Source organism: Blautia sp. AM29-29, from assembly GCF_003480555.1.
GTDB classification, from domain to species: domain Bacteria; phylum Bacillota; class Clostridia; order Lachnospirales; family Lachnospiraceae; genus Fusicatenibacter; species Fusicatenibacter saccharivorans.
Genome location: NZ_QUJD01000008.1, coordinates 93,873 through 118,353 on the forward strand (window position 1 = coordinate 93,873; position 24,481 = coordinate 118,353).

The 24,481-nt window shown below is 48.0% G+C and carries 19 protein-coding genes and 1 pseudogene; 14 read left to right on the forward strand and 6 right to left on the reverse strand.

The annotated features are described in order from the left end of the window. Positions 1-395 precede the first annotated feature (395 nt). From DW769_RS07540 to DW769_RS07550, 3 genes are all read left to right on the forward strand, one after another. The gene (locus DW769_RS07540; protein WP_118666630.1) at positions 396-1,388 is read left to right on the forward strand and encodes an energy-coupling factor ABC transporter permease; all 993 of its coding nucleotides are present in this window, start codon (positions 396-398) and stop codon (positions 1,386-1,388) included. A gap of 23 nt (positions 1,389-1,411) precedes the next feature. Further along, positions 1,412-2,182: a cobalt ECF transporter T component CbiQ gene (cbiQ, locus tag DW769_RS07545; RefSeq protein ID WP_118666631.1), complete on the forward strand. Its 771-nt coding sequence runs from the start codon at positions 1,412-1,414 to the stop codon at positions 2,180-2,182. Between the two features lie 111 nt (positions 2,183-2,293). Further along, complete coding sequence (locus DW769_RS07550) at positions 2,294-3,034, forward strand: energy-coupling factor ABC transporter ATP-binding protein (protein ID WP_118750194.1); 741 nt, start codon at positions 2,294-2,296, stop codon at positions 3,032-3,034. Between the two features lie 210 nt (positions 3,035-3,244). Here the strand turns inward: DW769_RS07550 and DW769_RS07555 are convergent, their stop codons facing one another. Continuing rightward, the gene (locus DW769_RS07555; RefSeq protein WP_117804471.1) at positions 3,245-4,585 is read right to left on the reverse strand and encodes an MATE family efflux transporter; all 1,341 of its coding nucleotides are present in this window, start codon (positions 4,583-4,585) and stop codon (positions 3,245-3,247) included. Positions 4,586-4,809: 224 nt separating this feature from the next. Between DW769_RS07555 and DW769_RS07560 the strand changes: the two genes are divergently transcribed. Together DW769_RS07560 and DW769_RS07565 are read left to right on the forward strand one after the other, a co-directional pair. Further along, positions 4,810-5,232, forward strand: a complete 423-nt coding sequence (locus tag DW769_RS07560) for a MarR family winged helix-turn-helix transcriptional regulator (protein ID WP_117801822.1) — start codon at positions 4,810-4,812, stop codon at positions 5,230-5,232. A 140-nt stretch (positions 5,233-5,372) separates the two neighbouring features. Then, entirely contained in the window at positions 5,373-6,134 is a 762-nt protein-coding gene (locus DW769_RS07565) for a sulfite exporter TauE/SafE family protein (RefSeq protein ID WP_118666633.1), read from the forward strand. 287 nt (positions 6,135-6,421) lie between these two features. On the opposite strand, the gene DW769_RS07570 is transcribed toward DW769_RS07565, so the two are convergent. Beyond that, the gene (locus tag DW769_RS07570) at positions 6,422-7,168 is read right to left on the reverse strand and encodes an SDR family NAD(P)-dependent oxidoreductase (protein ID WP_199596439.1); all 747 of its coding nucleotides are present in this window, start codon (positions 7,166-7,168) and stop codon (positions 6,422-6,424) included. Between the two features lie 475 nt (positions 7,169-7,643). On the opposite strand from DW769_RS07570, the gene DW769_RS07580 reads away from it, so the two are divergent. Further along, on the forward strand, positions 7,644-8,681 hold the full coding sequence (locus tag DW769_RS07580; protein WP_158579808.1) for a helix-turn-helix domain-containing protein: 1,038 nt from the start codon (positions 7,644-7,646) through the stop codon (positions 8,679-8,681). 7 nt (positions 8,682-8,688) lie between these two features. Here DW769_RS07580 and DW769_RS07585 read toward each other — a convergent pair whose 3' ends face one another. Then, on the reverse strand, positions 8,689-9,834 hold the full coding sequence (locus DW769_RS07585; protein ID WP_055226181.1) for a substrate-binding domain-containing protein: 1,146 nt from the start codon (positions 9,832-9,834) through the stop codon (positions 8,689-8,691). Between the two features lie 291 nt (positions 9,835-10,125). Between DW769_RS07585 and DW769_RS07590 the strand changes: the two genes are divergently transcribed. The 5 genes from DW769_RS07590 (at position 10,126) to DW769_RS07610 (ending at position 17,970) form a co-directional block, all read left to right on the forward strand. Then, complete coding sequence (locus DW769_RS07590; RefSeq protein WP_118666636.1) at positions 10,126-12,876, forward strand: alpha-mannosidase; 2,751 nt, start codon at positions 10,126-10,128, stop codon at positions 12,874-12,876. 178 nt (positions 12,877-13,054) lie between these two features. Then, entirely contained in the window at positions 13,055-15,265 is a 2,211-nt protein-coding gene (locus DW769_RS07595; protein ID WP_118750195.1) for a glycoside hydrolase family 36 protein, read from the forward strand. A gap of 76 nt (positions 15,266-15,341) precedes the next feature. Next, entirely contained in the window at positions 15,342-15,866 is a 525-nt protein-coding gene (locus DW769_RS07600; RefSeq protein ID WP_117801829.1) for a spore maturation protein, read from the forward strand. A 140-nt stretch (positions 15,867-16,006) separates the two neighbouring features. Beyond that, on the forward strand, positions 16,007-16,939 hold the full coding sequence (cysK, locus tag DW769_RS07605; protein WP_117804466.1) for a cysteine synthase A: 933 nt from the start codon (positions 16,007-16,009) through the stop codon (positions 16,937-16,939). A gap of 122 nt (positions 16,940-17,061) precedes the next feature. Further along, positions 17,062-17,970 carry a LysR family transcriptional regulator gene (locus DW769_RS07610; RefSeq protein WP_117804465.1) on the forward strand — a complete coding sequence of 303 codons (909 nt, stop codon included), beginning with the start codon at positions 17,062-17,064 and terminating at the stop codon, positions 17,968-17,970. 141 nt (positions 17,971-18,111) lie between these two features. Here the strand turns inward: DW769_RS07610 and DW769_RS17415 are convergent, their stop codons facing one another. Then, on the reverse strand, positions 18,112-18,255 hold the full coding sequence (locus tag DW769_RS17415; RefSeq protein ID WP_416388132.1) for a DUF6783 domain-containing protein: 144 nt from the start codon (positions 18,253-18,255) through the stop codon (positions 18,112-18,114). A 358-nt stretch (positions 18,256-18,613) separates the two neighbouring features. Here DW769_RS17415 and DW769_RS07615 point away from each other — a divergent pair, with 358 nt between their 5' ends. Further along, complete coding sequence (locus DW769_RS07615; protein WP_118640853.1) at positions 18,614-19,921, forward strand: O-acetylhomoserine aminocarboxypropyltransferase/cysteine synthase family protein; 1,308 nt, start codon at positions 18,614-18,616, stop codon at positions 19,919-19,921. Between the two features lie 118 nt (positions 19,922-20,039). Here DW769_RS07615 and DW769_RS17275 read toward each other — a convergent pair. Both DW769_RS17275 and DW769_RS07625 read right to left on the reverse strand, forming a co-directional pair. Beyond that, a pseudogene (locus tag DW769_RS17275) lies at positions 20,040-20,294 on the reverse strand (beta-galactosidase); the annotation flags it as partial. 101 nt (positions 20,295-20,395) lie between these two features. Beyond that, positions 20,396-21,295 carry a LysR family transcriptional regulator gene (locus tag DW769_RS07625; RefSeq protein WP_055226198.1) on the reverse strand — a complete coding sequence of 300 codons (900 nt, stop codon included), beginning with the start codon at positions 21,293-21,295 and terminating at the stop codon, positions 20,396-20,398. Positions 21,296-21,524: 229 nt separating this feature from the next. Between DW769_RS07625 and DW769_RS07630 the strand changes: the two genes are divergently transcribed. Next, complete coding sequence (locus DW769_RS07630) at positions 21,525-22,994, forward strand: UbiD family decarboxylase (protein ID WP_055226200.1); 1,470 nt, start codon at positions 21,525-21,527, stop codon at positions 22,992-22,994. A gap of 74 nt (positions 22,995-23,068) precedes the next feature. Then, entirely contained in the window at positions 23,069-24,469 is a 1,401-nt protein-coding gene (locus tag DW769_RS07635) for a subtype B tannase (RefSeq protein ID WP_118750196.1), read from the forward strand. Positions 24,470-24,481: the final 12 nt, after the last annotated feature.

Consider the following 24,481-nt stretch of genomic DNA (forward strand, 5'->3'; position numbering starts at 1 on the left):
TGGGATTCTTTGGCTGCAGCGGGTTGAAAAAGCGACATAATTCCTCGCTTCCGCAGTGCGATCCTGCCCGGAGGGCTTTTTTCTATAGAAAAAACCGCGGCGACCCGATGACGTGCAGGCGGCCGCGGATCGGACAGGAATCCTGTCCTCGAGATAGTGTGTGTACGGACTCCCGACACCGGGGTATCCGTCTGTGTTGTCTATAGAATACCATATAAATGTTAAAAAGTCACCCTTTAATTTTAAACAAAATGTTCATAAAAAATCGGTAAAAGTGAACAAAAAGGATCGCGGAAAAATCTGAAAAAATAACCCCCACGGGGGCTTGCAGGACGAATTTTAGCGTAGTAAAGTAAAAAAAGAAAAAAACAGAAAACGAAAAGGAGGAGAACATTATGCATATGGCTGATGCGCTGGTTGCGCCTGCAGTGGCTGCAACAATGTATGTCTGTTCCGGCGGAGCAGCTGGTTTTTCTGTAAAAAAAGTACGCCTGGAGAGCGACCCGAAAAAGATCCCAGTGATGGGAGTGATGGGTGCGTTTGTCTTTGCGGCGCAGATGATTAACTTTACAATTCCGGGCACAGGATCGAGTGGTCATCTCTGCGGAGGGATGATGCTGACTGCATTACTCGGACCGTACGCCGCATTTTTAACAATGATCGGTGTGCTGCTGATCCAGTGTCTGCTGTTTGCGGACGGCGGTCTTCTGGCGCTTGGGTGCAACATCTGGAATATGGCGTTTTATGGGTGCTTTCTCGGCTATTTCCTGTTCTGGTGTCCGATGATGAAAAAGGGAATGTCGCGCGGAAAGATTGTAGGTGCTTCCATCCTTGGGTGCGTGGTGACGCTGCAGCTTGGTGCTTTCAGTGTGGCGCTGGAAACACTTGCATCCGGTATTACGGATCTGCCGTTTTCTGTATTTGTGGCAACAATGCAGCCGATTCATCTCGCGATTGGTCTTGTAGAAGGCCTGATTACAGCGGCCGTTCTGCTGTTCGTCTATGAAGCGCGTCCGGAGATGCTTTCGTGCAGCGAAGAAAGGGCAAAGAGCCGCTTTTCTTTCAAGAAGACAATTGCGATTTTAGGCATCGCAGCACTGGTGATCGGCGGAGCTGTTTCTCTTGCGGCATCCTCCAATCCGGATGGACTTGAGTGGTCCATGGAGCGTCTGACTGGCTCGACGGAACTGGAAAACGACGGAACCGGCGCACATGCAGCGGCGGAAGAAATTCAGGAAAAAACGGCACTTCTGCCGGACTATGGATTTAAAAATTCGGATTCCACGTTTGGAACCAGCTTTTCCGGAATTGCGGGATCCGCAGTCGTTCTTATTGTCTGTGTCGGTGCATGCTATGCATTCCGTTTCTTTAAAAAGAAAAAGTCATAAGCTGCACGGAACAGGAGAAAGAAATGAATAAACTTGGCAATGCACTATATGAAATCCATCATATGGATATGCTTGCGGCGAAGGACCAGTGGGTGAACAGGCTTCATCCACTGGTTAAACTTGTTTTAACGATTGTTTTTCTGACCGTAACCATGTCCTTTCAAAAATACGATCTGACCGGCCTGCTGCGCATGGGAATTTATCCGATTGTACTCTTTATCGTCGGCGAAATTTCATTCCGCGACAGTATCCGGCGGCTTCGGATTGTCCTGCCACTTGTCTGCTTTGTGGGGCTGTTTAATCCGATTTTTGACCGTCAGGTAATCGGGTATATTGGTACCGTTCCGCTGACAGCAGGGATGCTTTCCATGGTGACGCTGATGATTAAAGGCATTTACAGCGTACTGGCGGCGTATCTTCTGATTGCGACAACATCCATCGAGAAAATCTGTTATGCACTGCGTCTGGTTCATATCCCTGCCATTCTGGTGACACAGGTGCTGCTGACGTACCGCTATGTCACGGTGCTTCTTGAAGAGGCAAACCGTATGACCCAGGCGTATAGTCTGCGCGCGCCGAATCAGAAGGGTGTTCATTTCAAGGTATGGGGAACACTGGCCGGCCAGCTGCTTCTGCGCAGCATGGACCGCGCAAATGAGGTGTATGAAAGCATGACTTTGCGTGGCTATCAGGGAGAATTTTACTATACAGCGAAGGAGCCGTGCAAAGCGAAGGACTGGCTGTATATGGGTGTGTGGCTTGTACTTTTTGCCGTACTGAAAGTAACGGGATGAAGCGCTGCGTGGGAAGACATCTATTTGCAACAAGTCGGAAGAAGTAGAAAAGCAACCTGGTGCAGTTGCCTGCACGCGGGAAGAGAAAAGAATTGTCGGGAGATATCAAAAATGAGCCATATTCACATCAATTTTGAACATGTTAATTATTCTTACGAAAAATCAGTCCCGATTCTGCAGGACATCACGTTTACTGCACACGAAAATGACAGCATCGGACTGATCGGCGCGAACGGTGTTGGAAAATCGACGCTGCTGAAACTTCTGGTGGGACTGAATCTGGACTACGAAGGCAGCATCCGTGTGGAGGAAATGCCGGTTGTAAAAGAGATGCTTCCCAAAGTGCGCGAAAAAATCGGCTATGTCTTCCAGGATTCCGACAGCCAGCTTTTCATGTCGACGGTATTTGAGGATGTTGCATTTGCTCCGCGAAATTACGGGCTGCCGGAGGAAGAGGTGGAAAAACGTGTAAACCATGCACTGAAACAGATTCACATCGAGCATCTGCGGGACAAACAAATTTACAAAATGTCGGGCGGAGAAAAAAAGATGGTATCGATCGCGACGATTCTCGCTATGACACCGGATATTATCCTGATGGACGAGCCATCGATTGCACTCGATCCCAGAAACCGCAGATCACTGATCCACATTCTGAACGATTTTGAACATCTGAAAATCATCGCATCGCACGATCTCGACATGATTCTGGAAACGTGCAGTCGCGTGATTCTGATGTCCGGCGGGTGCATTGTCTGCGATGGAGATGCAAAAGAAATTTTGACGAACCAGGAACTTCTCGAGGAAAATGGACTGGAACTGCCGTTCTGCCTGCAGAAGCCGGTGTGGTAGAAAAGGCCGAAAAAAACAAAAGAAAACAACACCCGGGGATATCTGAAATCAAAAAATCAGATATTCCCGGTTGTTGTTTTTAAAAAGAATCCGAAGGTCGAATCGGGATTCGGATTTCTGTTACAAATTTTTCTGGATCGCTTGTCATTCCGTTGTCAATTAAGGTGATTTCCTGCGATCGTCTGTCATAAAGATATCTCCAAAGAAAATTTATACAGCAGTACGAATCGGTTTCTTCTTTAAGTACCGAAACACCAGCAGGCAGAGGATAATAGAGGTCAGAGATCCACATGCCGTTGTAATGCCCATCGGGAACAGCGTGTCCGGGAACCAGATGGAAGTCAGATACACACCGGGGATTCTAACAAGCAGAATGGCAATGATATTGTGCAGGAAGGAAAATTCCGACCGTCCGCAGGCACAGAAATAGCCGCTGAAGGTGAAGTGGACTCCAGCAAAAATGCAGTCCCAGATATAACCGCGGATATACTGACCGCCGAGGCGTGCAACCTCCGCATCTGTTGTGAAAAGACCGACCACAGGAACGGAAATAAACTGAATCGTAATAGCGACGATCAGTCCGAAAACGACAGCAATCAGTGCAGCACACCACATGGTCTGTTCGGCACGCTTCTGCTTTCCAGCACCGATGTTCTGCGCGCCGAGCGCCGAAACAGTGGAAAGCATGGAAGATGGAATCAGGAACAGGAAGCTGATGATTTTCTCTACAATACCGACTGCAGCCGCTGCTTCCAGACCGCGCCGGTTAGCGATGATGGTAATGATGATAAAGGCGATCTGAATAAAACCATCCTGCAGGGCGATCGGAACACCGATTTTAAGAATCTGTCCCATCACAGCTGTCTGAGGGGAGAGATCCGACCGGGTAAGACGGATGCCGGTATCACGTTTGCGGATCGCAATCAGTGCCAGAATGACGCTGAGTGTCTGGGAAAGCGTGGTTCCAAGCGCGGCACCGGATGGACCAAGATGCAGGGCGCCCATAAAGAGATAGTCGAGTGCGATATTGGCCGCACATGCGACTGCGATGAAGTACATCGGGCTTTTCGAATCACCAAGTCCACGGAAGATGGAACTGATGATATTATACGCGGTGATGAATGGAATACCAATGAAACAGATCGTCAGATAAGCGACGGTGCCGGAAACGGCTTCGGATGGTGTGGACATCACAAGTACGATCGGCTTTACCAGAAGAAGCAGGATTACCATCAGCACGACGGAAACACCGAGAAATAAAGTGATGGTATTTCCTGTGCAGCGTGATGCCTGCTTTTTATCTTTTGCGCCGACGGCCTGCGCGATGCTGACAGTCGTTCCCATGGCAAGTCCCACGATGATAACGGTAATCATATGCATAACCTGACTGCCGATGGAAACGGCTGTTGTACCGGCCGCACCGTCAAACTGACCGATGATGAAAAGATCTGCCATGCCGTAGAGCGTCTGCAGAAAATACGATAAGAGATAAGGCAGCGAAAAATAGAAAATATTTTTCCAGATACTGCCGGTTGTTAAGTTTCGTTCCATGATAGGGAAACCTCCTGTTGTAGAATGTTACGATTATAGTAAACCCTACAATAATTATAGAGTCAAGAATATAATTTTCTGCACTTTATAAAAATACTTTAGATTTATAAGTTCGAACGTTTTCCGTGTACACTCCTTGACAAATGTTCAAAAAAGAACTATTATACAAAAAGTTCAAAATAGAACAAATAAGAATATCAAGTTAAAAAAGAAGGTGAAAAAGTATGTTTGATGAACAATGGCAATTTGCAGTGGAGGTAGAACGAAAATACGCCAAGTACCGAAAAAAGGTCATGGTGCGTTATGATCTGTCAGCTGCGGAAGTGGATGTTCTGCTGTTTCTTGCGAATAACAGCCAGTTTGATCTTGCAGTGGATATTGTGCGTGTGCGGAAAATGCAGAAATCGCATGTTTCACTGGCAGTGAACAAGCTGTGTGAAAAAGGATACATTCAAAAAGAAACAGATGCGGCGGATCGCAAGAAAGTGCATTTGAAGCTAGAAGAAAGTGCATCAGAAATTATCCGCTTTGGACAGGATTGCCAGAGAGCGTTTGGAGAATCGTTGTTTTCCGGAATTTCCAGAGAAGACAGGGAAGAATTTCTCAGATTATGCGAGCTGATTCGGAGGAACGTGACGGAAAAATAAAAACGCTGAAAGCCAGAGAGAAGAACATAATAGAAAAATAAGACAAAACAAAAACAGAAAGAGGAGGAAAACAGTCATCTGCCCCTAAATGGCAAAGTACAGGAAAAGTGCAACGGATCTAAGCGGATGACAGAAAAACTATGACAATAACACAACTTATCGTATGTATTGTGGCTGGTCTTGGCGCCGGCCTTGGCACGGGACTTGCGGGACTCTCCGCAGCGGCCGTTGTTTCACCGATGCTGATTACCTTTTTACACATGCCGGCTTATCAGGCGATTGGCATTGCGCTGGCATCGGATGTGCTGGCATCAGGAGTAAGTGCCTGGACTTATAAAAAGAATAAAAACATTGATATCCGCCATGGCGTGATTATGCTGATATCTGTTCTGATTTTTACACTGGTCGGCAGCTTCGTATCTTCGCTGGTGCCAAATGGAACCATGGGCGGATTTTCGAAAGTGATGACACTGTTTGTCGGACTGAAATTTATCATCCGTCCGATCATGACGACGAAAGAAGTACAGGCAAACAAATCAGAAAAACAGAAAATCCAGCAGTCGATTCTCTGCGGTGTTGTGATTGGATTTATCTGTGGATTTGTCGGAGCAGGCGGTGGCATGATGCTGCTTCTGGTGCTGACCAGCGTGCTCGGATATGAGCTGAAAACAGCAGTTGGAACGAGCGTCTTTATTATGACCTTTACAGCTCTGACCGGTGCAATCTCTCATTTTTATATCGGCGGCGCGCCGGACATTCCAATTCTGATTGCCTGTGTCATCAGTACCCTGGTCTTTGCACAGATTGGAGCGAAATGGGCTAACGGGGCAAATGTGAAAATGCTGAACCGCATGACGGGAATTTTGCTCTGTGCGCTGGGAGTGGTGATGCTGTTTTTCTAACTACGTCGACTGACACTTTAGAAGTTTTCAAATATGATTTAACCAAATCAAGGAAGTCCCTTGCTTCCATGGTGAAAAACAATAAGCAGCGAATCGGATTGAGAATATCTGCTGCTATATAGGAAAAAATCCTGTGGGACATGAACTGCCTCCCAATCTTCAAAATGGAAAGCGGAAGATTGAGAGATAGTTTAACGTCTTGCAGGATTTTTTCTATCATAAAACTATAGATTTTACGCAGATAACCTCAAAATCAGAAAATGGTGTACAACTGGATGAAAAATAAATCAGGATCTCATCGCACCATCCACGGAAAGAATTTCTCCGGTTACATACGAAGCCATATCGCTTGCCAGGAAGAGGAATGCGTTTGCAATGTCTTCTGCCTCACCAATTCTTCGAAGAGGAATGCGGTTGATGAGTGGATCGATCATTTCTTTTGGAAGTGCGGCAACCATATCGGTACGGGTGATGCCAGGTGCAACCGCGTTTACACGGATATGGAAAGGACCAAGTTCCCGTGCGAGGGACCAGGTCAGACCGTTGACCGCATATTTACTGGATGGATAGGCAACGCCGCCCGGCTGGCCGCAGATGCTGACCATTGAGCTGGTATTTAAAATACAGCCGCCGCCCTGTTCTTTCATAATAGCAACGGTTGGAAGGATGCCGTTCATCATGGCGTTGACATTTAGATCCATGACACTGGCAAAGCGCTCTGCGGTATACTTGTCAATTGGCGTACTGTCTGAGACACCGGCGTTGTTCACAAGAATATCGATTTTGCCGTATTTTTCTTTGACTTTGTTGATCTCATCTACCATGGCAGCTGCATCGGTCAGCTTTGGCCATGCACCGGAAACTTCCCAGTCCGGGTTTTCTTCTTTTAAAGATGCAACCGCTTTTGCAACGGTCTCTTCCCGGGATCCGAACAGGACGACTTTCGCGCCGTTCTGCAGAAATTTGTGCACAATGGCATAGCCGATGCCTCTGGTTCCGCCGGTAACAATTGCAACTTTATCTTTTAACATCATACCATTCACCCGATCCCGTTTTTTCGTATCAATGAAAACTGATTATGCAGGCTGTAGTTTTTATTTTTTTAACGATTCGGAGAAAAATGAATTTTGCATGAAAAATCATTTGACTTTGAATGATGATTCGTTTTGGAGAATACAAAAAACGGGATATTTCCTTTCTCTTAAATTTTGTTGCAAATCCTTTCCTTTACTATACGGGATATCGTTGGTGGACAGTCAATGCAAATTTTTTCAGAAATAAACAGCATTCTTTTCTCAAAAGCAGAAGATTTCTATGGAAAAAGAGAATTGTTACGTGGCTTTTTGAGGGAAAACAGGATATAATAGGAAACAAAAGTATACACCAGGTGTATGCTTTTATAAAATCAAAACGAAAAAAGCGGAAAAACAGAAAGAAAAAGAGTGAAAAAAAGAGAAACAGTCAGAATGCGGGGGAATGACTGGACAAAAGGAAAAACGGGGTGCAACAATGAGAATTCAGGAAGTAATCAAAAAAACAGGATTGTCCAGGAGGACAGTTTATTATTATATCGATCAGAAGATGATCTCGCCTGTTGTTGATGAACATAACGGTTACCATGATTTTTCAGAAGCAGATATTCAAAAACTTTTTATCATCCGCAAGCTGCGCGAGGCAGGACTTTCACTGGCGGATATCCGCGCGATTCTTCACAAGCCGCGCACAACACCATTTTATCTGCATAAACAGCTGAATGCACTCCAGTCGCAGATGCTTACCATTCAGCAGACGATCAGCGAAATGGATCGTCTGAGCGGACAGCTTCCTGTGTGCCAGTCGCTTGAACAGCTTGCGGGGATGCTTGCAGATACCGATTTTTGCCCGGAGGATCCTACCCGGAATCAGATGGAATCCCGGGATGCCCGGCTGCTGGCACAGTATTTGTGGATGGCATATCTGGATACGCCGGTTACGGAATATCAGCAGTTTTTGTGGCAGAAAATCACACAGCATACGATTGAGCACGCAGGTACGGATTTGAAAATGATGTCCCGTTATTTACAGTACATTTCTCCGGAGCAGATTGATGCGACGAATATCAACCAGTATCTGCGCAATCAGAAAATTATCTCTCTGACGGAGGAAGATTATCCGGGTTTTATGGAAGAGCTGAAAGTTTCTTTGCTTGCGTTTGCGGTAGATCCAGTACAGCAGGAAAAATGGCGTCTTCTTTATCAGCCGGTGATCCATCCGACGGCGTTGTTCTGTGTATCCGTGAGCGGATGGATGCGGAAATTTCATCCGGCATACCGCCGCTATTATGAAAACACGCACACCTGCTGCCGGATGCTGAAAGATTTTATGGACAGTGATGAGGGAGCAGCGCTGAATGCGACACTGCGGGAGGCGTTCCAGGGAAATTGTGATGTGCGTACAGGATATTACGGAGAACTGGAAGTGGCGGCAACATTCCATAAAAGTATTTATGCATTGCTGCCGCCAGAGAAGATCCGAAAATTTCTGGAAGAAAATTCAGATGAAAAATGATCTGGTTTTAGGATTCTGTTTTTATCATTCGAAGCGAGGATGCCCGGGGAACAAGTGTCACCGGCAGTACAATTTTTTCCGGTTCCGCCGCAGGGTTTTCCAGTGTGGAAAGGAGAATCCGGCTGGCTTCCCGTCCGATGCTTTCAAAGTCCTGATGAATAGAGGTAATTTCAAGACTCCGGCTGAGACTCGTGTCATCAAAACCACAGAGGCAGAGATCTTCCGGAATCCTAAGGCCAATGGTACGGCAGGCGAGAAAGATGAGTTCGGCAACCTGGTCATTTTCTGCGAGAAGTGCAGTAATTCCATTTTGCCGCAGGGTAAGGAGCTGCTGTTGAAAAGGTGTGATTTCTGTTGAAAGGGCATCTTCTGTAGAAAGTGCATGTGGCCAGGTGATAAGCTGCCGGGAATCGGGCATGATTCCGGCGGCTTTTATTTCGTGCAAAAATCCGCCGAAACGATCACGGACCGACGAGGTTTCGGAAAGGGGAGCTGTTGTGAAAAAGGCGATGTTGCGATGCCCTTGTTCCAGAAGGTGGCGGGTGAGCTGCCGTCCGCCATCGTAATTGTCGCAGACAACATTGTTTAAATACGGACAGTCGGTCTGCTTGTCGATGATGACAACCGGGCGGTTTGCAAACAGGAAATCGTTTAACTGTTCCAGGTGGATATTGTCACGCTTGGGATAGTAGACAAGTCCGGCGATATTCTGAGAACGGAGCAGTTCCAGTGTGGCACGTTCCTTCGGAGAGGAAGAGCCGGTGATATGAATGCTTAAAAAGTATCCTTTTTCCGCCAGTGCGGCACTTAAGGAACCAATCGTTTCCGAAATGTTTCCCTGTGTTGTGGCAAAGGGAAGCAGCAGGGAAACCATTTTTGATTTGCTGTCGGTTTCTGATGCGGAGGAGGAAACCGGTGGGATTTTCTGCGAGACAAAGCTTCCAACGCCGCGTTTTCGATACAGGATTCCCTGCTGTTCCAGATCTTCAATCGCCCGCTTTGCTGTGATGCGGCTTACCTCATATTGCTCCGAGAGCATTTTTTCCGTGCAGAACACGGCATCGGAAGAAAACTGTCCGGTGCGGATGCGCTCTAAAAGAGCTTCTTTGATGATTTCATATTTGGGTTTCGTTATTCTTTTATTTCTATCCATGTCTGTAAAATTCCTCAAATAGTATGATTGGTGACAACTGTATTTGTAAAAGTGTGATATCGACTTGCTTTGTATTATAATCTCGGGAAAAAGATAAGTCAAACTAAAAATAATATATCAAATAAAAAGAAAATGATATAAAATCATGGAAAAACGTAGAAATACTTGACAGAAGCATTGCGTTTTTTTATGATATGATATATCAAATCAACACGGCAATACAGGAACAAGACTTAATATAGAAAGAGTTTTAAGTTTGAAAATCATTTTTATAACAGGAGGAAACACATCATGAAAACAACTGTTCATATTATTTCCCATTCCCACTGGGACAGAGAGTGGTATCAGTCTTTTGAAAAACACAGAATGAAACTGATTGAGCTGGTAGACAATATTTTGGAAAAAGCAGAGAACGATCCGGAATTTGGCGGATTTTTCCTGGATGGACAGACGATTGCCCTGGACGATTACCTGGAAGTGCGCCCGGAAAAACGCGAGCAGGTGGAAAAATGCGTCCGTGAAGGAAAAATCCAGACTGGCCCGTGGTACATTCTGCAGGATGAGTTTCTGACCAGCGGTGAGGCATGTGTCCGCAATCTTCAGGTCGGCATGCAGGAAGCAGCGCGTTACGGAGCGATCGGAAATGTCGGTTATTTCCCGGATGCATTCGGAAATGCGGGACAGATGCCGCAGGTGCTGAAGCAGGCGGGCATGGATGCGGTTGTGTTCGGACGCGGCGTAAAACCGATCGGACCGAATAATGAGGTAACCGGAGGACAGTATGAGTCCACGTATTCCGAAATGATGTGGGCATCCCCGGACGGAACGAAACTGCCGGGTATTTTGTTTGCAAACTGGTATAACAACGGAGTGGAGATTCCGGTGGATGAGGCAGAAGCAAAAGTTTACTGGGACAAAAAACTGGCCGATGCGAGAAGATTTGCGGCAACACATCAGCTTCTGATGATGAACGGATGCGACCATCAGCCATTGCAGAAGGACATTACCGAGGCAATCCGTGTCGCACGGAAACTGTACCCGGACATTGAATTTATTCATTCGGATTTCAAAACCTATGTAAAGGCAATGGAAAAAGAAATTTCCGAGAATTTCTCTACGGTAAAGGGCGAGCTGACAAGCCAGGAAACAGACGGAAGATGGACCCTGGCAAACACCGCTTCTTCCTGGATGGGACTGAAAGTGGACAACCGTGCCGGCGAAACAGCGCTGGAGCGGAAAGCAGAACCGGCGGCAGCCATGGCAGAGGTGCTTGGCAAAGCATACCCGGAAGACCAGATGATTTACAGCTGGAAAAAGCTGATGCAGAATCATCCGCATGACAGCATCTGCGGCTGCAGCGTCGATGAAGTAAATGAAGAAATGAAAACCCGCTTTGCGAAGAGCAGACAGGTGGCGGATGCGATTTACGATGAGAGTGTAGAATATCTGACCGATCAGGTGAATACCGCGGCACTTCCTGGAAACAGCGAAAAGATTCCGTTCGTTGTATGGAATACTTCTGGTACCGCGAAAAAACAGGTCATTGCAAAAGAACTGCACCTGTTCCGCGATTACAATCTGTTTGTATGGGATGGTTATGAGGCGGCGGAGGCGGTAGAAATGCCAAATCTGGTGCTTCGCGATGCAAACGGAAATGCAGTTCCGGCAAAAATCGAAAATGCAGGAATTTCCTTCGGATATGATCTGCCGGATGACCGGTTCCGTCAGCCATATATGGCAAAGAAGGTGCTGGTAACGTTTGAGGCAGAAGTTCCGGCGATGGGATATGCAACATATTATCTGGAGCAGGCAGAGCCGGATCAGAACCAGGAAACCTCTGCAGATTTTGCGAATGAGCGCGTTCTGGAAAATGAAAACCTGAAAGTTACGGTCAATGAGGACGGTTCCTACCAGATTTTGAATAAGGAAACCGGAAGAACGTATGAAAATCTGGGATTCTATGAAGATACCGGAGATATGGGAAATGAATATATTTATATTCAGGACTCTGGAAAACAGACAGTCACAACGAAAGGCATGAAAGCTGAGATTCGCTGTGTGGAGAAAAATGCATTCCGCACGGTAGTTGAGATCTGTCACGAAATGATGATTCCGTCCGGTATGGGAGAGGAACTGCAGAGACAGCGTGAGATGTGTATTGACCCATATACGCGTGTGGCAAACCGTTCGAAGGAACTGGTTCCGATGGAAGTAAAGACGGTTCTGACACTGGAAAAATCGGGAAAAGGTCTGCGTGTCGCAACAACGATCTGCAATCAGGCAAAGGATCACAGAGTCCGCGTTGTAATGCCGACGGGTCTGAATACGTCTACGCATCTGGCAGATTCTGCCTTTGAGGTTGTAAAGAGAAATAACCGTCATAATGATACCTGGACGAATCCCTGCGGATGTGAAAGACAGCAGTGTTTTGCTGCAATGGAAGATGAGACAAATGGTCTTCTTGTGGCAAACCGCGGATTGTATGAATATGAGGTTCTGGCGGATGAGGAGAATGCGATTGCGGTAACGCTGCTTCGCTCCGTTGCGGAGATGGGTGACTGGGGTTATTTCCCGACGCCAAAGGCGCAGCAGATCGGAACGTTTACCCTGGAGTTTGAAGTTGTGCCGTATGCAGCCGGTAAGACGGGCGAGGCATTTACCGAGGGTTACGCATTCCAGCAGGATCTGACAGCAGCACAGGCCGGTCTTTCGAAAGCATGGCTCAGAAAGCCGGGTCAGGTAAAACCGGAACTCGTATCGGGCGAGATGCCGCTGGAAATGAGCTTCCTCCGCTTTGAAGGGGAAGGAATTCATCTGACGGCGTTTAAGAAGGGACTTGAGAAGAACGATCTGTTTGTGCGGTTTGTGAACAATATGCCGCAGGATGAGGTGCTTTCCTTCCGAAAGGAGAGCTGGATGAAAGAGGTTTACCGCAGTAATGTAGTGGAAGAGAAGGGTGAGGTACTTTGCCCGGATGAGAACGGGGTGTATCATGTGACACTCCGGGAGTTTGAGATTGCGACGTTTGGGGTTGTGAAATAACGGCTGGCGCGTGAGCTGGGAGTGAGAACGGGAGGAAAGTCTGGATCCGCCTGAAGGGCGGATCGGCGCAAGATGGTTGAAAAGAATAGGATGGAAAAAGCAAGAATGTGCTGGACTTTAGAGGGGACAAGTTATATGCTGGAAATATGAGAAAAATTTCCAAAGGAGGGTTTTTAAGATGCAGAAATGGACGAGCAGGATTGAGACCCCGATCAAGGCAGAGCTGATTTGTTATGATGTGAATGGAATTCATATTGTGTTTGGGGTGACGGAAGAGAATCAGCTGAAGCTGTTTCATTTTTCACATGCACCGTTTGACGCGGAGAATCTTTGCCGGAAGCCGGATGGAGTGTGGATGATGGAAGGAATGCGGGAAGCTCAGATTAAGGAGAGCTTCCAGCTGGTGCAGGTGAATTTTTCGGGGTATAACCGGCCGTATGAGAAGCATGGAAATAAGTATATTGTGACGGCTCCGGGCTTTATGCTGAAGTTTGATTCGATTTCGGAGGAGAGAAATGAGAACGGGGATCTGCTTCGGATTGTGCAGTCGGACGATGTGACGGGCGCGAAGGTGGAGTCTGTGATGCAGTTTTTTGATGGGATTCCGGTTGCGAGAATGTACAATACAGTGACGAACGAAGGAAAGGAAGACCAGACACTGGAGTACATCTCGAGTTTTAGTTACTGGGGTATTGAGAAGGAACAGAAAGAGGGAATTCCAGAGCTTGTCAGCTCGGATGACAAGATGTCGATGGTTGTGGTTCACAATGGATGGCAGAAGGAGCTGACGGTGAAGAAGTACCGGTTTGCAGATCTTGGCATGGCGCAGACGCAGCCGCATAATTATCAGAGAACTTCGAAGACGATTGAGATTACGAATACGGGCAACTGGTCGGCGAAGGAATATGTGCCGATGGGATATATTGGAAACAGTGCGGCAGATTCGAGTCTGTTTTTTGAAATTGACCACAGTGGTTCCTGGCATTATGAGATCGGAGATCAGAACTGCCATTTTTATCTGGCGGTGAGCGGTCCGACAGAGATTCAGTCACACTGGTCGAAGAACCTGAAGCCGGGAGATTCCTTTACAACGGTTCCGGTGGCTGTCGGCGTAGGTCATGATGATTTCGAGGAAGCGATTGGTACTTTGACGAAGTACCGCAGAAAGATCCGCCGTCCGAACAAAGATAATGAAAATCTGCCGGTTATTTTCAATGATTATATGAATTGTCTGTTTGGAGATCCGACCACAGAAAAAGAGTTCCCGCTGGTGGATGCGGCAGAGAAGGCCGGATGTGAGTATTTTGTCATTGATGCCGGCTGGTATGCGGACGGCAACTGGTGGGACAGTGTCGGTGAGTGGCAGGAGAGTAAAAAGCGCTTTCCGAATGGAGTGCGTGAGGTGACGGATTATATTCGTTCGAAGGGCATGATTCCTGGTGTCTGGCTGGAGCTGGAGGTTATGGGTATCAACTGTAAGAAGGCTTCCATTCTGCCGGATGAGTGCTTCTTCCTGCGCCACGGCAAGCGTGTGTATGACAGAAGCCGTTATCAGCTGGATTTCCGTCATCCGCTTGTGATTGAGCATGTGACCGAAGTCATCGACCGTGTGGTACGGGACTACGGTGTCGGCTATATCAAGATGGACTACAATATTGAGCCTGGTATTGGTACGGAAGTGGATGCAGACAGTTTTGGAGACGGTCTTCTGGAGCATGAGAGAGCGTATCTGGCATGGCTGGATGGTATCTACAAAAAGTATCCGGATCTTGTCATTGAGAACTGCTCGAGCGGCGGTCTTCGGATGGACTATGCGATGCTGGCGCGAAACAGCATTCAGTCGACGAGCGATCAGGAGGATTACCGCAATTATGCGACGATTTCGGCGAATGCAGCCATCGGCGTGACGCCGGAGCAGGCGGCGATCTGGTCATATCCGCTGCGGGACGGCACAAAAGAGGAAGTTATTTTCAATATGGTCAATGCGCTGCTGCTTCGTATTCACCAAAGCGGCCATCTCGCAGAAATTTCGCCGGAGCGGTTTGAACTTGTAAAAGAGGGAATTGACTGCTACAAAGAGATCCGCAGCGGCATCAAGGACGGCGTTCCGTTCTGGCCGATGGGATGGGCAGACAATGAAGAAAAACACCTCGCAGCCGGAATCCGTGTGCCGGGAGATGTAATTTATCTTGGTGTGTGGAGACGCGGCGGAGAGGCTGATTTTGAAGTTCCGCTGAACCGGGCATTCCCAGGGAAAGAGCTGGAGTTTTCCTGCATTTACCCGAAAGCATGCGGTGATGTGTTCCATTACGATGACTACAGTAAGACGCTGCAGATTCACTTCCCGGAGACGTATATGGCGCGTCTGTTTCAGATTAAAGTGAAATAAAATTACATAAATCCCCGCCCGCGGAATAAATTGTATCGGAGTGTATCTGATAGGATTTTTCTGGGGAGGGGATTTTTTGCGTTTTCTTTCGGCGCTTTCAGATCTGATGGTTCCCGTGCTGATTTTTTATGTGGTCGGACTGGGGCTTTTGATGAAACAGGATGTGTTCGGCGATTTTCTGAACGGGGCGAAGGACGGCATGCGGACAGTGATCGGTATTGTGCCGACTCTGATCGGGCTGATGGCAGCGGTCGGTGTTCTGCGGTCATCGGGATTTCTGGAGGAATTTGGAAAACTGCTTGGAACCGTGCTGGAACCGGCGGGAATCCCGTCTGCGCTGGTACCGCTCGGTGTTGTGCGTCTCTTTTCCAACAGCGCGGCGGTGGGTCTTCTGCTGGATCTCTACAAAGAGGCGGGCTGTGACTCCTTTGCCGGACGGGCGGCATCGATTATGATGTCGTGCACGGAGACGGTTTTTTATACCATGGCAGTCTATTTTGGCGCGGTGCAGATCAAAAAAACACGGTACACATTGGCGGGCGCCTTGTTCTCTTCTCTTGTCGGAATGGCGGTCAGTATTGCCCTGGCAAAGGGAGTGTAAGGATTTTTTCTAATCATACCAGTGAAATGTGTTGACATTTCCATCCAACTGGAATAAGATGGAACCAACTTAAAACATACAAACTCAATAGGAAATAAGGAAATAGAGAAAAGAGCGCAAAAGTAAGGAGGAAATCAACGATGGCAAAGGTATATGACAGCATTCTGGATCTTGTGGGAAAGACACCGCTGGTAGAGTTGAAAAGAATTGAAGAAAAAGAAGGACTGCAGGCGAAACTGATCGCGAAGGTAGAATCCTTTAACCCGGCAGGTAGCGTAAAAGACCGTATTGCAAAAGCGATGATCGAGGACGCTGAGGCAAAAGGTCTCTTAAAAGAAGGCTCGGTTATCATTGAGCCGACCTCCGGAAACACTGGAATCGGACTGGCAGCGGCAGCAACCGTAAAAGGCTATCGCATGATCCTTACCATGCCGGAGACAATGAGTGTGGAGCGCCGCAATATCGTAAAAGCATACGGCGCAGAAGTTGTTCTGACCGATGGAACGAAGGGAATGAAGGGTGCAATCGAGAAAGCCGATGAGCTTGCCAAAGAGATTCCGAACAGCTTTATCGCAGGCCAGTTTGTGAACCCGGCAAACCCGGCAACCCACAAAAAGACAACAGGACCGGAGATCTGGGAAGACACCGACGGAGAGGTTGATATCTTTGTTGCAGGTGTCGGCACCGGCGGAACCATCACCGGAACGGGTGAATATTTAAAAGAGAAAAAACCGGAAGTAAAAATCGTAGCAGTAGAACCGGCATCCTCCCCGGTACTGTCCGACGGCGTTTCCGGACCGCACAAAATCCAGGGAATTGGCGCAGGCTTTGTGCCGGATACACTGAACACCAGCATTTACGATGAAATCATCAAAGTAGAAAATGAGGACGCTTTCGAGACCGGAAGATATCTGGCAGCCGAGGAAGCGATTCTCGCAGGAATTTCCTCCGGAGCAGCTCTGTATGCGGCGATCCAGCTCGCAAAACGAGAGGAAAATAAAGGCAAAACCATCGTTGTGCTCCTGCCGGATAACGGAGACAGATACTATTCCACAGCCCTGTTTGCCAAATAAAAGGGAACAGCTTCAGATTTTAAAATAATAGATATCAGCGAACACTGCCATCCGCGGCATTTTCTCTCCACCGCGAATGGCAGTTTCGCATATTAATTTATACCAGAAAGGGAACTTTACTTATGACATTACAACAGCTTCGCTACGTAATTCGGGCCGCAGATTCCAGATCCATGAATGAGGCGGCAAAGGCACTCTATATTTCACAGCCGAGTCTCTCCGGAGCAATCAAGGAGCTGGAAAAAGAGATTGGAATTGAGCTGTTCAAGCGCAGCAGCCACGGAACAGTACTGACCCCGGAGGGCGAGGAGTTTCTGGGTTACGCACGTCAGGTCACAGACCAGTATCAGCTTCTCGAGAACCGCTATATTTATCGCACCAAGGGAAAGAAAAAATTCAGCGTGTCGATGCAGCATTACAGTTTTGCCGTAAAGGCGTTTGTGGAGCTGGTGAAGCAGTTTGGTATGGATGAGTACGAGTTTGCGGTTTATGAGACGAGAACGTACGATGTGCTGATGGATGTAAAAAACTTCAAGAGTGAGCTTGGGATTTTGTATCGGAATGACTTTAATGCGAAGGTGCTGAACAAGCTGCTGAAGGATAATAACCTCGAGTTTCACGACCTGTTTTCCTGCGGAACGTACGTCTATCTATGGAAAGATCATCCGCTTGCGGATCAGGCGGAGATCACCATGGAGGAGCTGAAGGAATATCCATGCCTGTCATTTGATCAGGGAAGCAACAATTCGTTCTTCCTGGCAGAGGAAGTGCTTTCGACGTATGAATATAAGAGAATCATTAAGGCAAATGACCGTGCGACCATGCTGAATCTGATGGTCGGACTGAATGGTTATACGCTTTGCTCCGGCATTATCTGTGAGGAATTAAACGGCAGTGACTACCGCGCTGTGCCGCTTCACGCGGAGGAAAACATGATGATCGGTTATATTTCCAGGAAGGGTATGTCGATCAGCGCACTGGGACAGCAGTATTTGGAAGAAATTCGGAAATATAAGGAGCTTGTGCTGTAAAAAAGGAGAAACAAGAAGACTTTAACCGAATCAAGTAAGTCCCCTGCTTCCATTGCGAAAAGCAATAAGCAGTGGGTGGGGACTTGCTTGTATCAGGAGTGGTACAAGCCACTCCTGATAAGCTGCGAAGCAGCTATTCGGTTATGAGCAAGTAGCGAAGCGGATTGCGAATATCCGCTTTGACTCTCTGGAGTGTGTTTGAAAAAGGCTTTTCGCAAGCTGCGAGTCCCATCTTGTGGGAGATGAATTGCATTTGTTATCTTGTTTTATGTAGCATGATTGGATATAGAAATTTCAGAAGAAAAAATATTGGCGATAAAGAATAGCTATAGGAAAACCCTATAACCAGCCATCAATTTTCTATATTGGACAAAGCAGAAGACTGTCGCTATAATAATCCTTGTAAACAGATAGGAAATATCACCAAAACGAGAGGAAGCGAAGTGAATGAGAGCAGTTTTCGCAGAGAATCGAATTGTGATCTATGATGTCATGTGTTGCAGTGTAAGCAGATAAAACCGAAAGAAAACGGAGCCGCATTGCAGCATGGACAAAACAAGATGACAACCGGTTCCGATAAATAATAGAAAATCGAACATGAAAAGAAATAGAAAAACGAAAAACAGAACAGGAGAATACAATCATGAGCAAAAAAACAAGAGCAGAAAGAAATCTTAAATTTGAAACCTTACAGCTTCACGTAGGACAGGAAAATCCGGATCCGGCAACCGGAGCAAGAGCAGTGCCGATCTATCAGACCTCTTCTTTCGTATTCAACAACTCCGATCACGCGGCAGCAAGATTCGGACTCCAGGATGCAGGAAACATCTACGGTCGTCTGACCAACCCGACAGAGGATGTTTTCGAGCAGAGAATGGCAGCACTGGAGGGCGGCGTTGCGGCACTTGCAGTAGCTTCCGGAGCAGCAGCTATCAACTACACCATCATCAACCTGGCTCAGAAGGGCGACCACATCGTATCCGCAAAGAACATCTATGGCGGTTCCTACAACCTGCTGGCACACACCCTTCCACAGTACGGCATCAGCACCACATTTGTTGATGTATTCGATCTGGATGAGGTTCGCGCAGCTGTTCAGGAGAACACAAAAGCCATTTATATCGAGACCCTCGGAAATCCGAACTCTGATGTTGTCGATATCGAAGCACTTGCAAAAATTGCACATGAGAACAAAATTCCGCTGGTTGTCGATAATACCTTCGCAACTCCATACCTCGTTCGTCCGATCGAGTACGGCGCAGACATCGTTGTTCATTCCGCAACTAAATTTATCGGCGGTCACGGAACTACCCTTGGCGGTGTGATCGTAGACAGCGGTAAATTCGACTGGGAGGGATCCGGCAAATTCGCATCCCTGACCGAGCCAAACCCGAGCTACCACGGCATCAGCTTTACAAAAGCAGTTGGACCTGCTGCATTCGTTACAAAAGTACGTGCGATCCTTCTTCGTGATACCGGAGCTACGCTTTCTCCGTTCAATTCCTTCCTGCTTCTGCAGGGACTTGAGACACTGTCTCTCCGTGTAGAGCGTCATGTAGAGAACGCGCTGAAGGTTGTAAAATATCTGGAGAGCCAGCCACAGGTAGAAAAAGTACATCATCCGTCTGTATCCGAAGATCCAAAGCAGCAGGCACTGTACGCAAAATACTTCCCGAACGGCGGCGGTTCCATCTTCACCTTCGAAATCAAAGGTGATGCACAGAAAGCAAAAGATTTCATCGACAATCTGGAGCTGTTCTCCCTGCTGGCTAACGTTGCCGACGTAAAATCTCTGGTGATCCATCCGGCAACCACTACACACAGCCAGTGCACCGAGGAAGAACTGCTGGATCAGGGAATCAAACCAAACACCATCCGTCTTTCCATCGGTACCGAGAACATCGACGATATCATCGAGGATCTGGATGAGGCATTTGAGGCAGTTCAGTAAAAAGGATACAAAGCAAAAGAGAATATAAAAAAGCATACAAAAAAAAGAAGCGTGTTTGAAAAAACAAACATGCTTCTTTTTTGGGCTTAGATAAACCGCATGGGAAATTATGATGCCAGAGCGTATTATGAATCGAATGCCAGTGCCAGTACATGACACTGTTTGCACCGGAGGCAAGATGGCTGTAAGCCTGCTGGCGGAGCTGGCCCTTGTATGGCGTCCATCCTGGAAATCCCTGTGCCTCGGTTTCCATAACAAGATAGTTGTCGTTTTTCAGAGAACGAATCATATCACCGCCAAACGCGATTTCCGCACCGGTCAGATCATCCTGGGTCGGATGGTAAATATCGGTTCCGGCGATCGTCAGACATTTTACCAGCTATTTTTGTTTTTGCCTGCTATTAACCATAGGTCTGTCTCATGCTGCGTCAGCGTTACGCCGCTGGCATGTTTGAAAGCACCAGAAGCGTGTTTTTATACGGGATTTTGAATAAAAAAGACAAATGATTTCAGCGTCTGTGCAGAGATATTTCCCGGCTTTTTTGATGCTTTCATTTTGAGCGGATACGCGGCACCGATCACAAGAGGCGGTGCGTCGCGCAGAGGAACGGCGGTGACGTTTGGGTGGTGGAACAATGCAAAGTTACTCCCGGCAAACAGGCTTAAGGCTTCGCCGACTTCCACGGAGCTTATCATGGATTCCAGGCGGGCAGTGCGCAGGATGTGCGGTTTTTGGTCTGCCTTTTCAAATAGTTGCATACAGAGCTGATAAATCGAGGTATAGGGATGCATAAGAATCAGAGGTTCTCTGGCAATGTCAGCGATTGTCAGGGAAGATTTTTCTGCAAGCGGATGATCGATGGGGAGCATCACACAGAGACGATCCTTTGCGAGAGGTACAAAGTGATATTTCTGCGGTGAAATCATGGAATCCCGTGCAATGACAAGATCAAAACGACCGGACTGCAGACCGTCCATCAGCTCGTTTTCTTCACACTCTTCCAGCATCAGTTCAACCTCCGGATGCGTATGTGCGAAAGCGCGGATGCGGGAGGTGAGATGATACTGCGTCAGAAACGGAAGAGAGCCGACGCGGAGCGGCTGGCGTTCCGACTCTTTAAAGTGGCGCATTTTCTGCAGCATCTGATGATACTGGCGGGAGAGCTCTGAGGCTTCCTGGCAGAACAGCTTGCCTGCCGGAGTCAGAACCGCCTGGCGGCGGGTGCGGTCGAAGAGGGTGAGATTCAGTTCGGATTCCAGCTTCTGGATCTGCTTCGAGAGCGTGGACTGTGCGATATGAAGATTTTCTGCAGCTTCTAAAAAAGTGTCGCATCGGACGGTCATCAGAAAAAAGTCGATCTGTTCCATGGTCATAAGAGAGAACCTCCTTTTGAAAATCATTCCATTTCATTCATTCTATTCTGGAAACAATTGTACCACAGATCGAATTGATTCCACAAAGGTTTCTTTTTAAAATAAAAAAGGATAAAACATGCAGCAGGGAAAGTGGATGGAGAGGATCCGATGGATTTGCTGGCTGAATGGAGTACAAAAAAGAACATTCTATGAGACAGTTTTGATCTGGGGAATAAGGAGAATGATTATGGCTGAAAAAGTAAGAGATCTGCGCAGTGCGCTGGAACGATTGAAAAATATGCCGGGACAGCTTGCCGAGACGGATGTTGCAGTTGATCCGATGGCGGAGCTTGCCGGAGTTTACCGCTATGTCGGCGCGGGCGGAACGGTAAAACGTCCGACGAAAGAAGGACCGGCAATGATTTTCCGCAATATCAAAGGGCACCCGGACGCAAGTGTTGCGATCGGTGTCCTGGCGAGCCGGAAGCGTGTGGCTGCACTTTTGGACTGTGAGCCGGAGAATCTTGGGAAAATGCTGTATCACAGCGTGGAAAAGCCGGTTGCACCGGTGGAATTTCAGGGTGCGCCGCCGTGTCAGGAGGTTGTGCATCTGGCGACGGATCCCGATTTTGATCTGAACCGCCTCGTCCCGGCACCGACCAACACGCCGGATGATGCAGGCCCGTACATCACGCTTGGCATGTGTTACGCTTCTCACCCGGATACCGGGCTGCACGATGTGACGATTCACCGTCTCTGTATTCAGGGAAAAGACGAACTTTCGATTTTCTTCACGCCGGGTGCACGCCATATCGGCGCGATGGCAGACCGTGCGGAGGAGCTTGGCCAGAAACTGCCGATTTCCATCAGCATCGGCGTCGATCCTGCGATTGAGATCGGTTCCTGCTTTGAGCCGCCGACAACACCGCTTGGTTACGATGAGCTTTCGGTTGCAGGTGCGCTGCGGAAAGAGCCGGTGGAACTGTGCCATTGCGTTTCGGTAAATGAGATGGCAATTGCGAATGCAGAGTATGTGATCGAGGGCGAGGTTATCCCGGGCGTGCGTGTGCAGGAAGATCAGAACAGCCACACCGGTTACGCCATGCCGGAATTTCCGGGTTATACCGGTCCGGCGAGCGATCAGTGCCGCCTGATTAAAGTAAAAGCGGTAACACACCGGCGAAATCCGATCATGCAGACCTGCATCGGACCAAGCGAGGAACATGTTTCCATGGCGGGCATTCCGACGGAAGCAAGTATCTACGGCATGGTAGAAAAAGCAATGCCGGGACGACTCCGGAATGTGTACTGTGGTTCTGCGGGCGGCGGAAAATATATGGCTGTTCTTCAATTTAAAAAGCTTGGTCCAAGTGATGAGGGAAGACAGCGTCAGGCGGCGCTGCTGGCTTTTTCTGCATTCAGTGAACTGAAACATGTATTTCTCGTGGATGAGGACGTGGACTGCTTCGATATGAACGATGTCCTTTGGGCAATGAACACACGATTCCAGGGCGATGCGGATATCATCACGATCCCAGGTGTCCGGTGTCATCCACTCGATCCGTCAAACGATCCGACGTGTTCGCCATCGATCCGCGATCACGGAATTGCATGCAAGACAATTTTTGACTGTACCGTGCCGTATGATCAGAAGAAAAGATTTGTGCGGGCGAGGTTTCTGGAAGTTGATCCGAAACACTGGCTGGACGAGGAATAAAAGCATGTTTTGCAAAAAAGTGTTATATTGTGTTCTAAAAAGTATATTTTGTCAAAAAAGGAGAGTAGCCTGGTATGCTGAAATTTGAGAAAAACGATTATACAATAGAAGAAGTAACACTGTGTGGCGAGACGATCCGGTTTCGGGCGTTCCGCGACCTGATTTATGTGGAAAAACCGGTTAATGAAGAGTTTCAGAAGATGAATCTTTTTGTGCCGGAATGCTATTATGAGGGAGCATCCCTGCATGGCTATGATTTAGGGAGCGCGCCGGTTTTCATGCCGAATACGGTCGGCGGCTACATGCCGGGTCCGGCGGATGAGCCTGGAACGAATCCATTTTTACAGGGCAGACCCAACACGATTTTTCGTGCACTGCAGCACGGCTATGTTGTGGCATCCCCGGCAATCCGCGGCAGAGTGCAGAAGGGGGCAGATGGCCGGTACAACGGAAAAGCACCATCCTGCGTGGTTGATTATAAAGCGGCCGTGCGATATCTCCACTTCTTCGCGGATGAGCTGCCTGGCGATGCGGGCAAAATTATCACCAATGGAACGAGTGCCGGAGGTGCGCTGTCATCCCTGATGGGAAGCACGGGAAATCACCCGGACTATGAGCCGTATCTGCAGGCACTTGGCGCGGCGGATGCCGGAGATAACGTGTTTGCGGCTTCCTGCTACTGCCCGATCACAAACCTTGAACACGCAGACATGGCGTATGAATGGGAATTTTGCGGAGTAAATGATTTTCACCGTGCCAACATGAAAATGGATGAGGGCGGCCGCCCGGTTTTCACACCGGTGGATGGCGAGATGACGAAAGAACAGATCCTTGTTTCAGCAGAGGAAAAAGCAATGTTTCCGGCATATATAAACAGCCTTGGATTGAAGGATGAAAACGGAGATCCACTGACACTTGATGCAGAGGGAGAAGGATCCCTGAAGGAATATGTAAAACGCGTTGTGATGGAATCTGCGCAGAGAGCATCTGACCAGGGTGTGGATTTATCAGATAAACCATGGCTGATCGTCGAGAACGGCAAAGTGCAGGGCATGGATTTTACCGCTTATGTCAAAGACATCACCCGGATGAAAACGGCACCTGCTTTTGATGCGCTGGATCTGGAAAGCCCGGAGAATGATCTGTTTGGAAACGAGACGACAAACTGCCGCCACTTCACGGAATACAGCACAGCACACACGAAAGCACAGGGCGCGTGTGCGGAAGCAGAAGTTGTGAAAATGATGAATCCAATGGAATACATTATGGACGAAAAAGCAGAAAAAGCACAGCATTTCCGCATCCGCCACGGCGAGTGCGACCGCGACACCTCTTTGGTGATCTCGGCAATGCTGACGGCAAAACTGCGCGAGGCGGGCTGTGAGGTTAATTACCATTCCCCATGGAATACACCGCATGCGGGCGACTACGATCTCGACGAGTTATTCGCATGGATCGATGGAATCTGTGGATAAAAGGAAGGAACG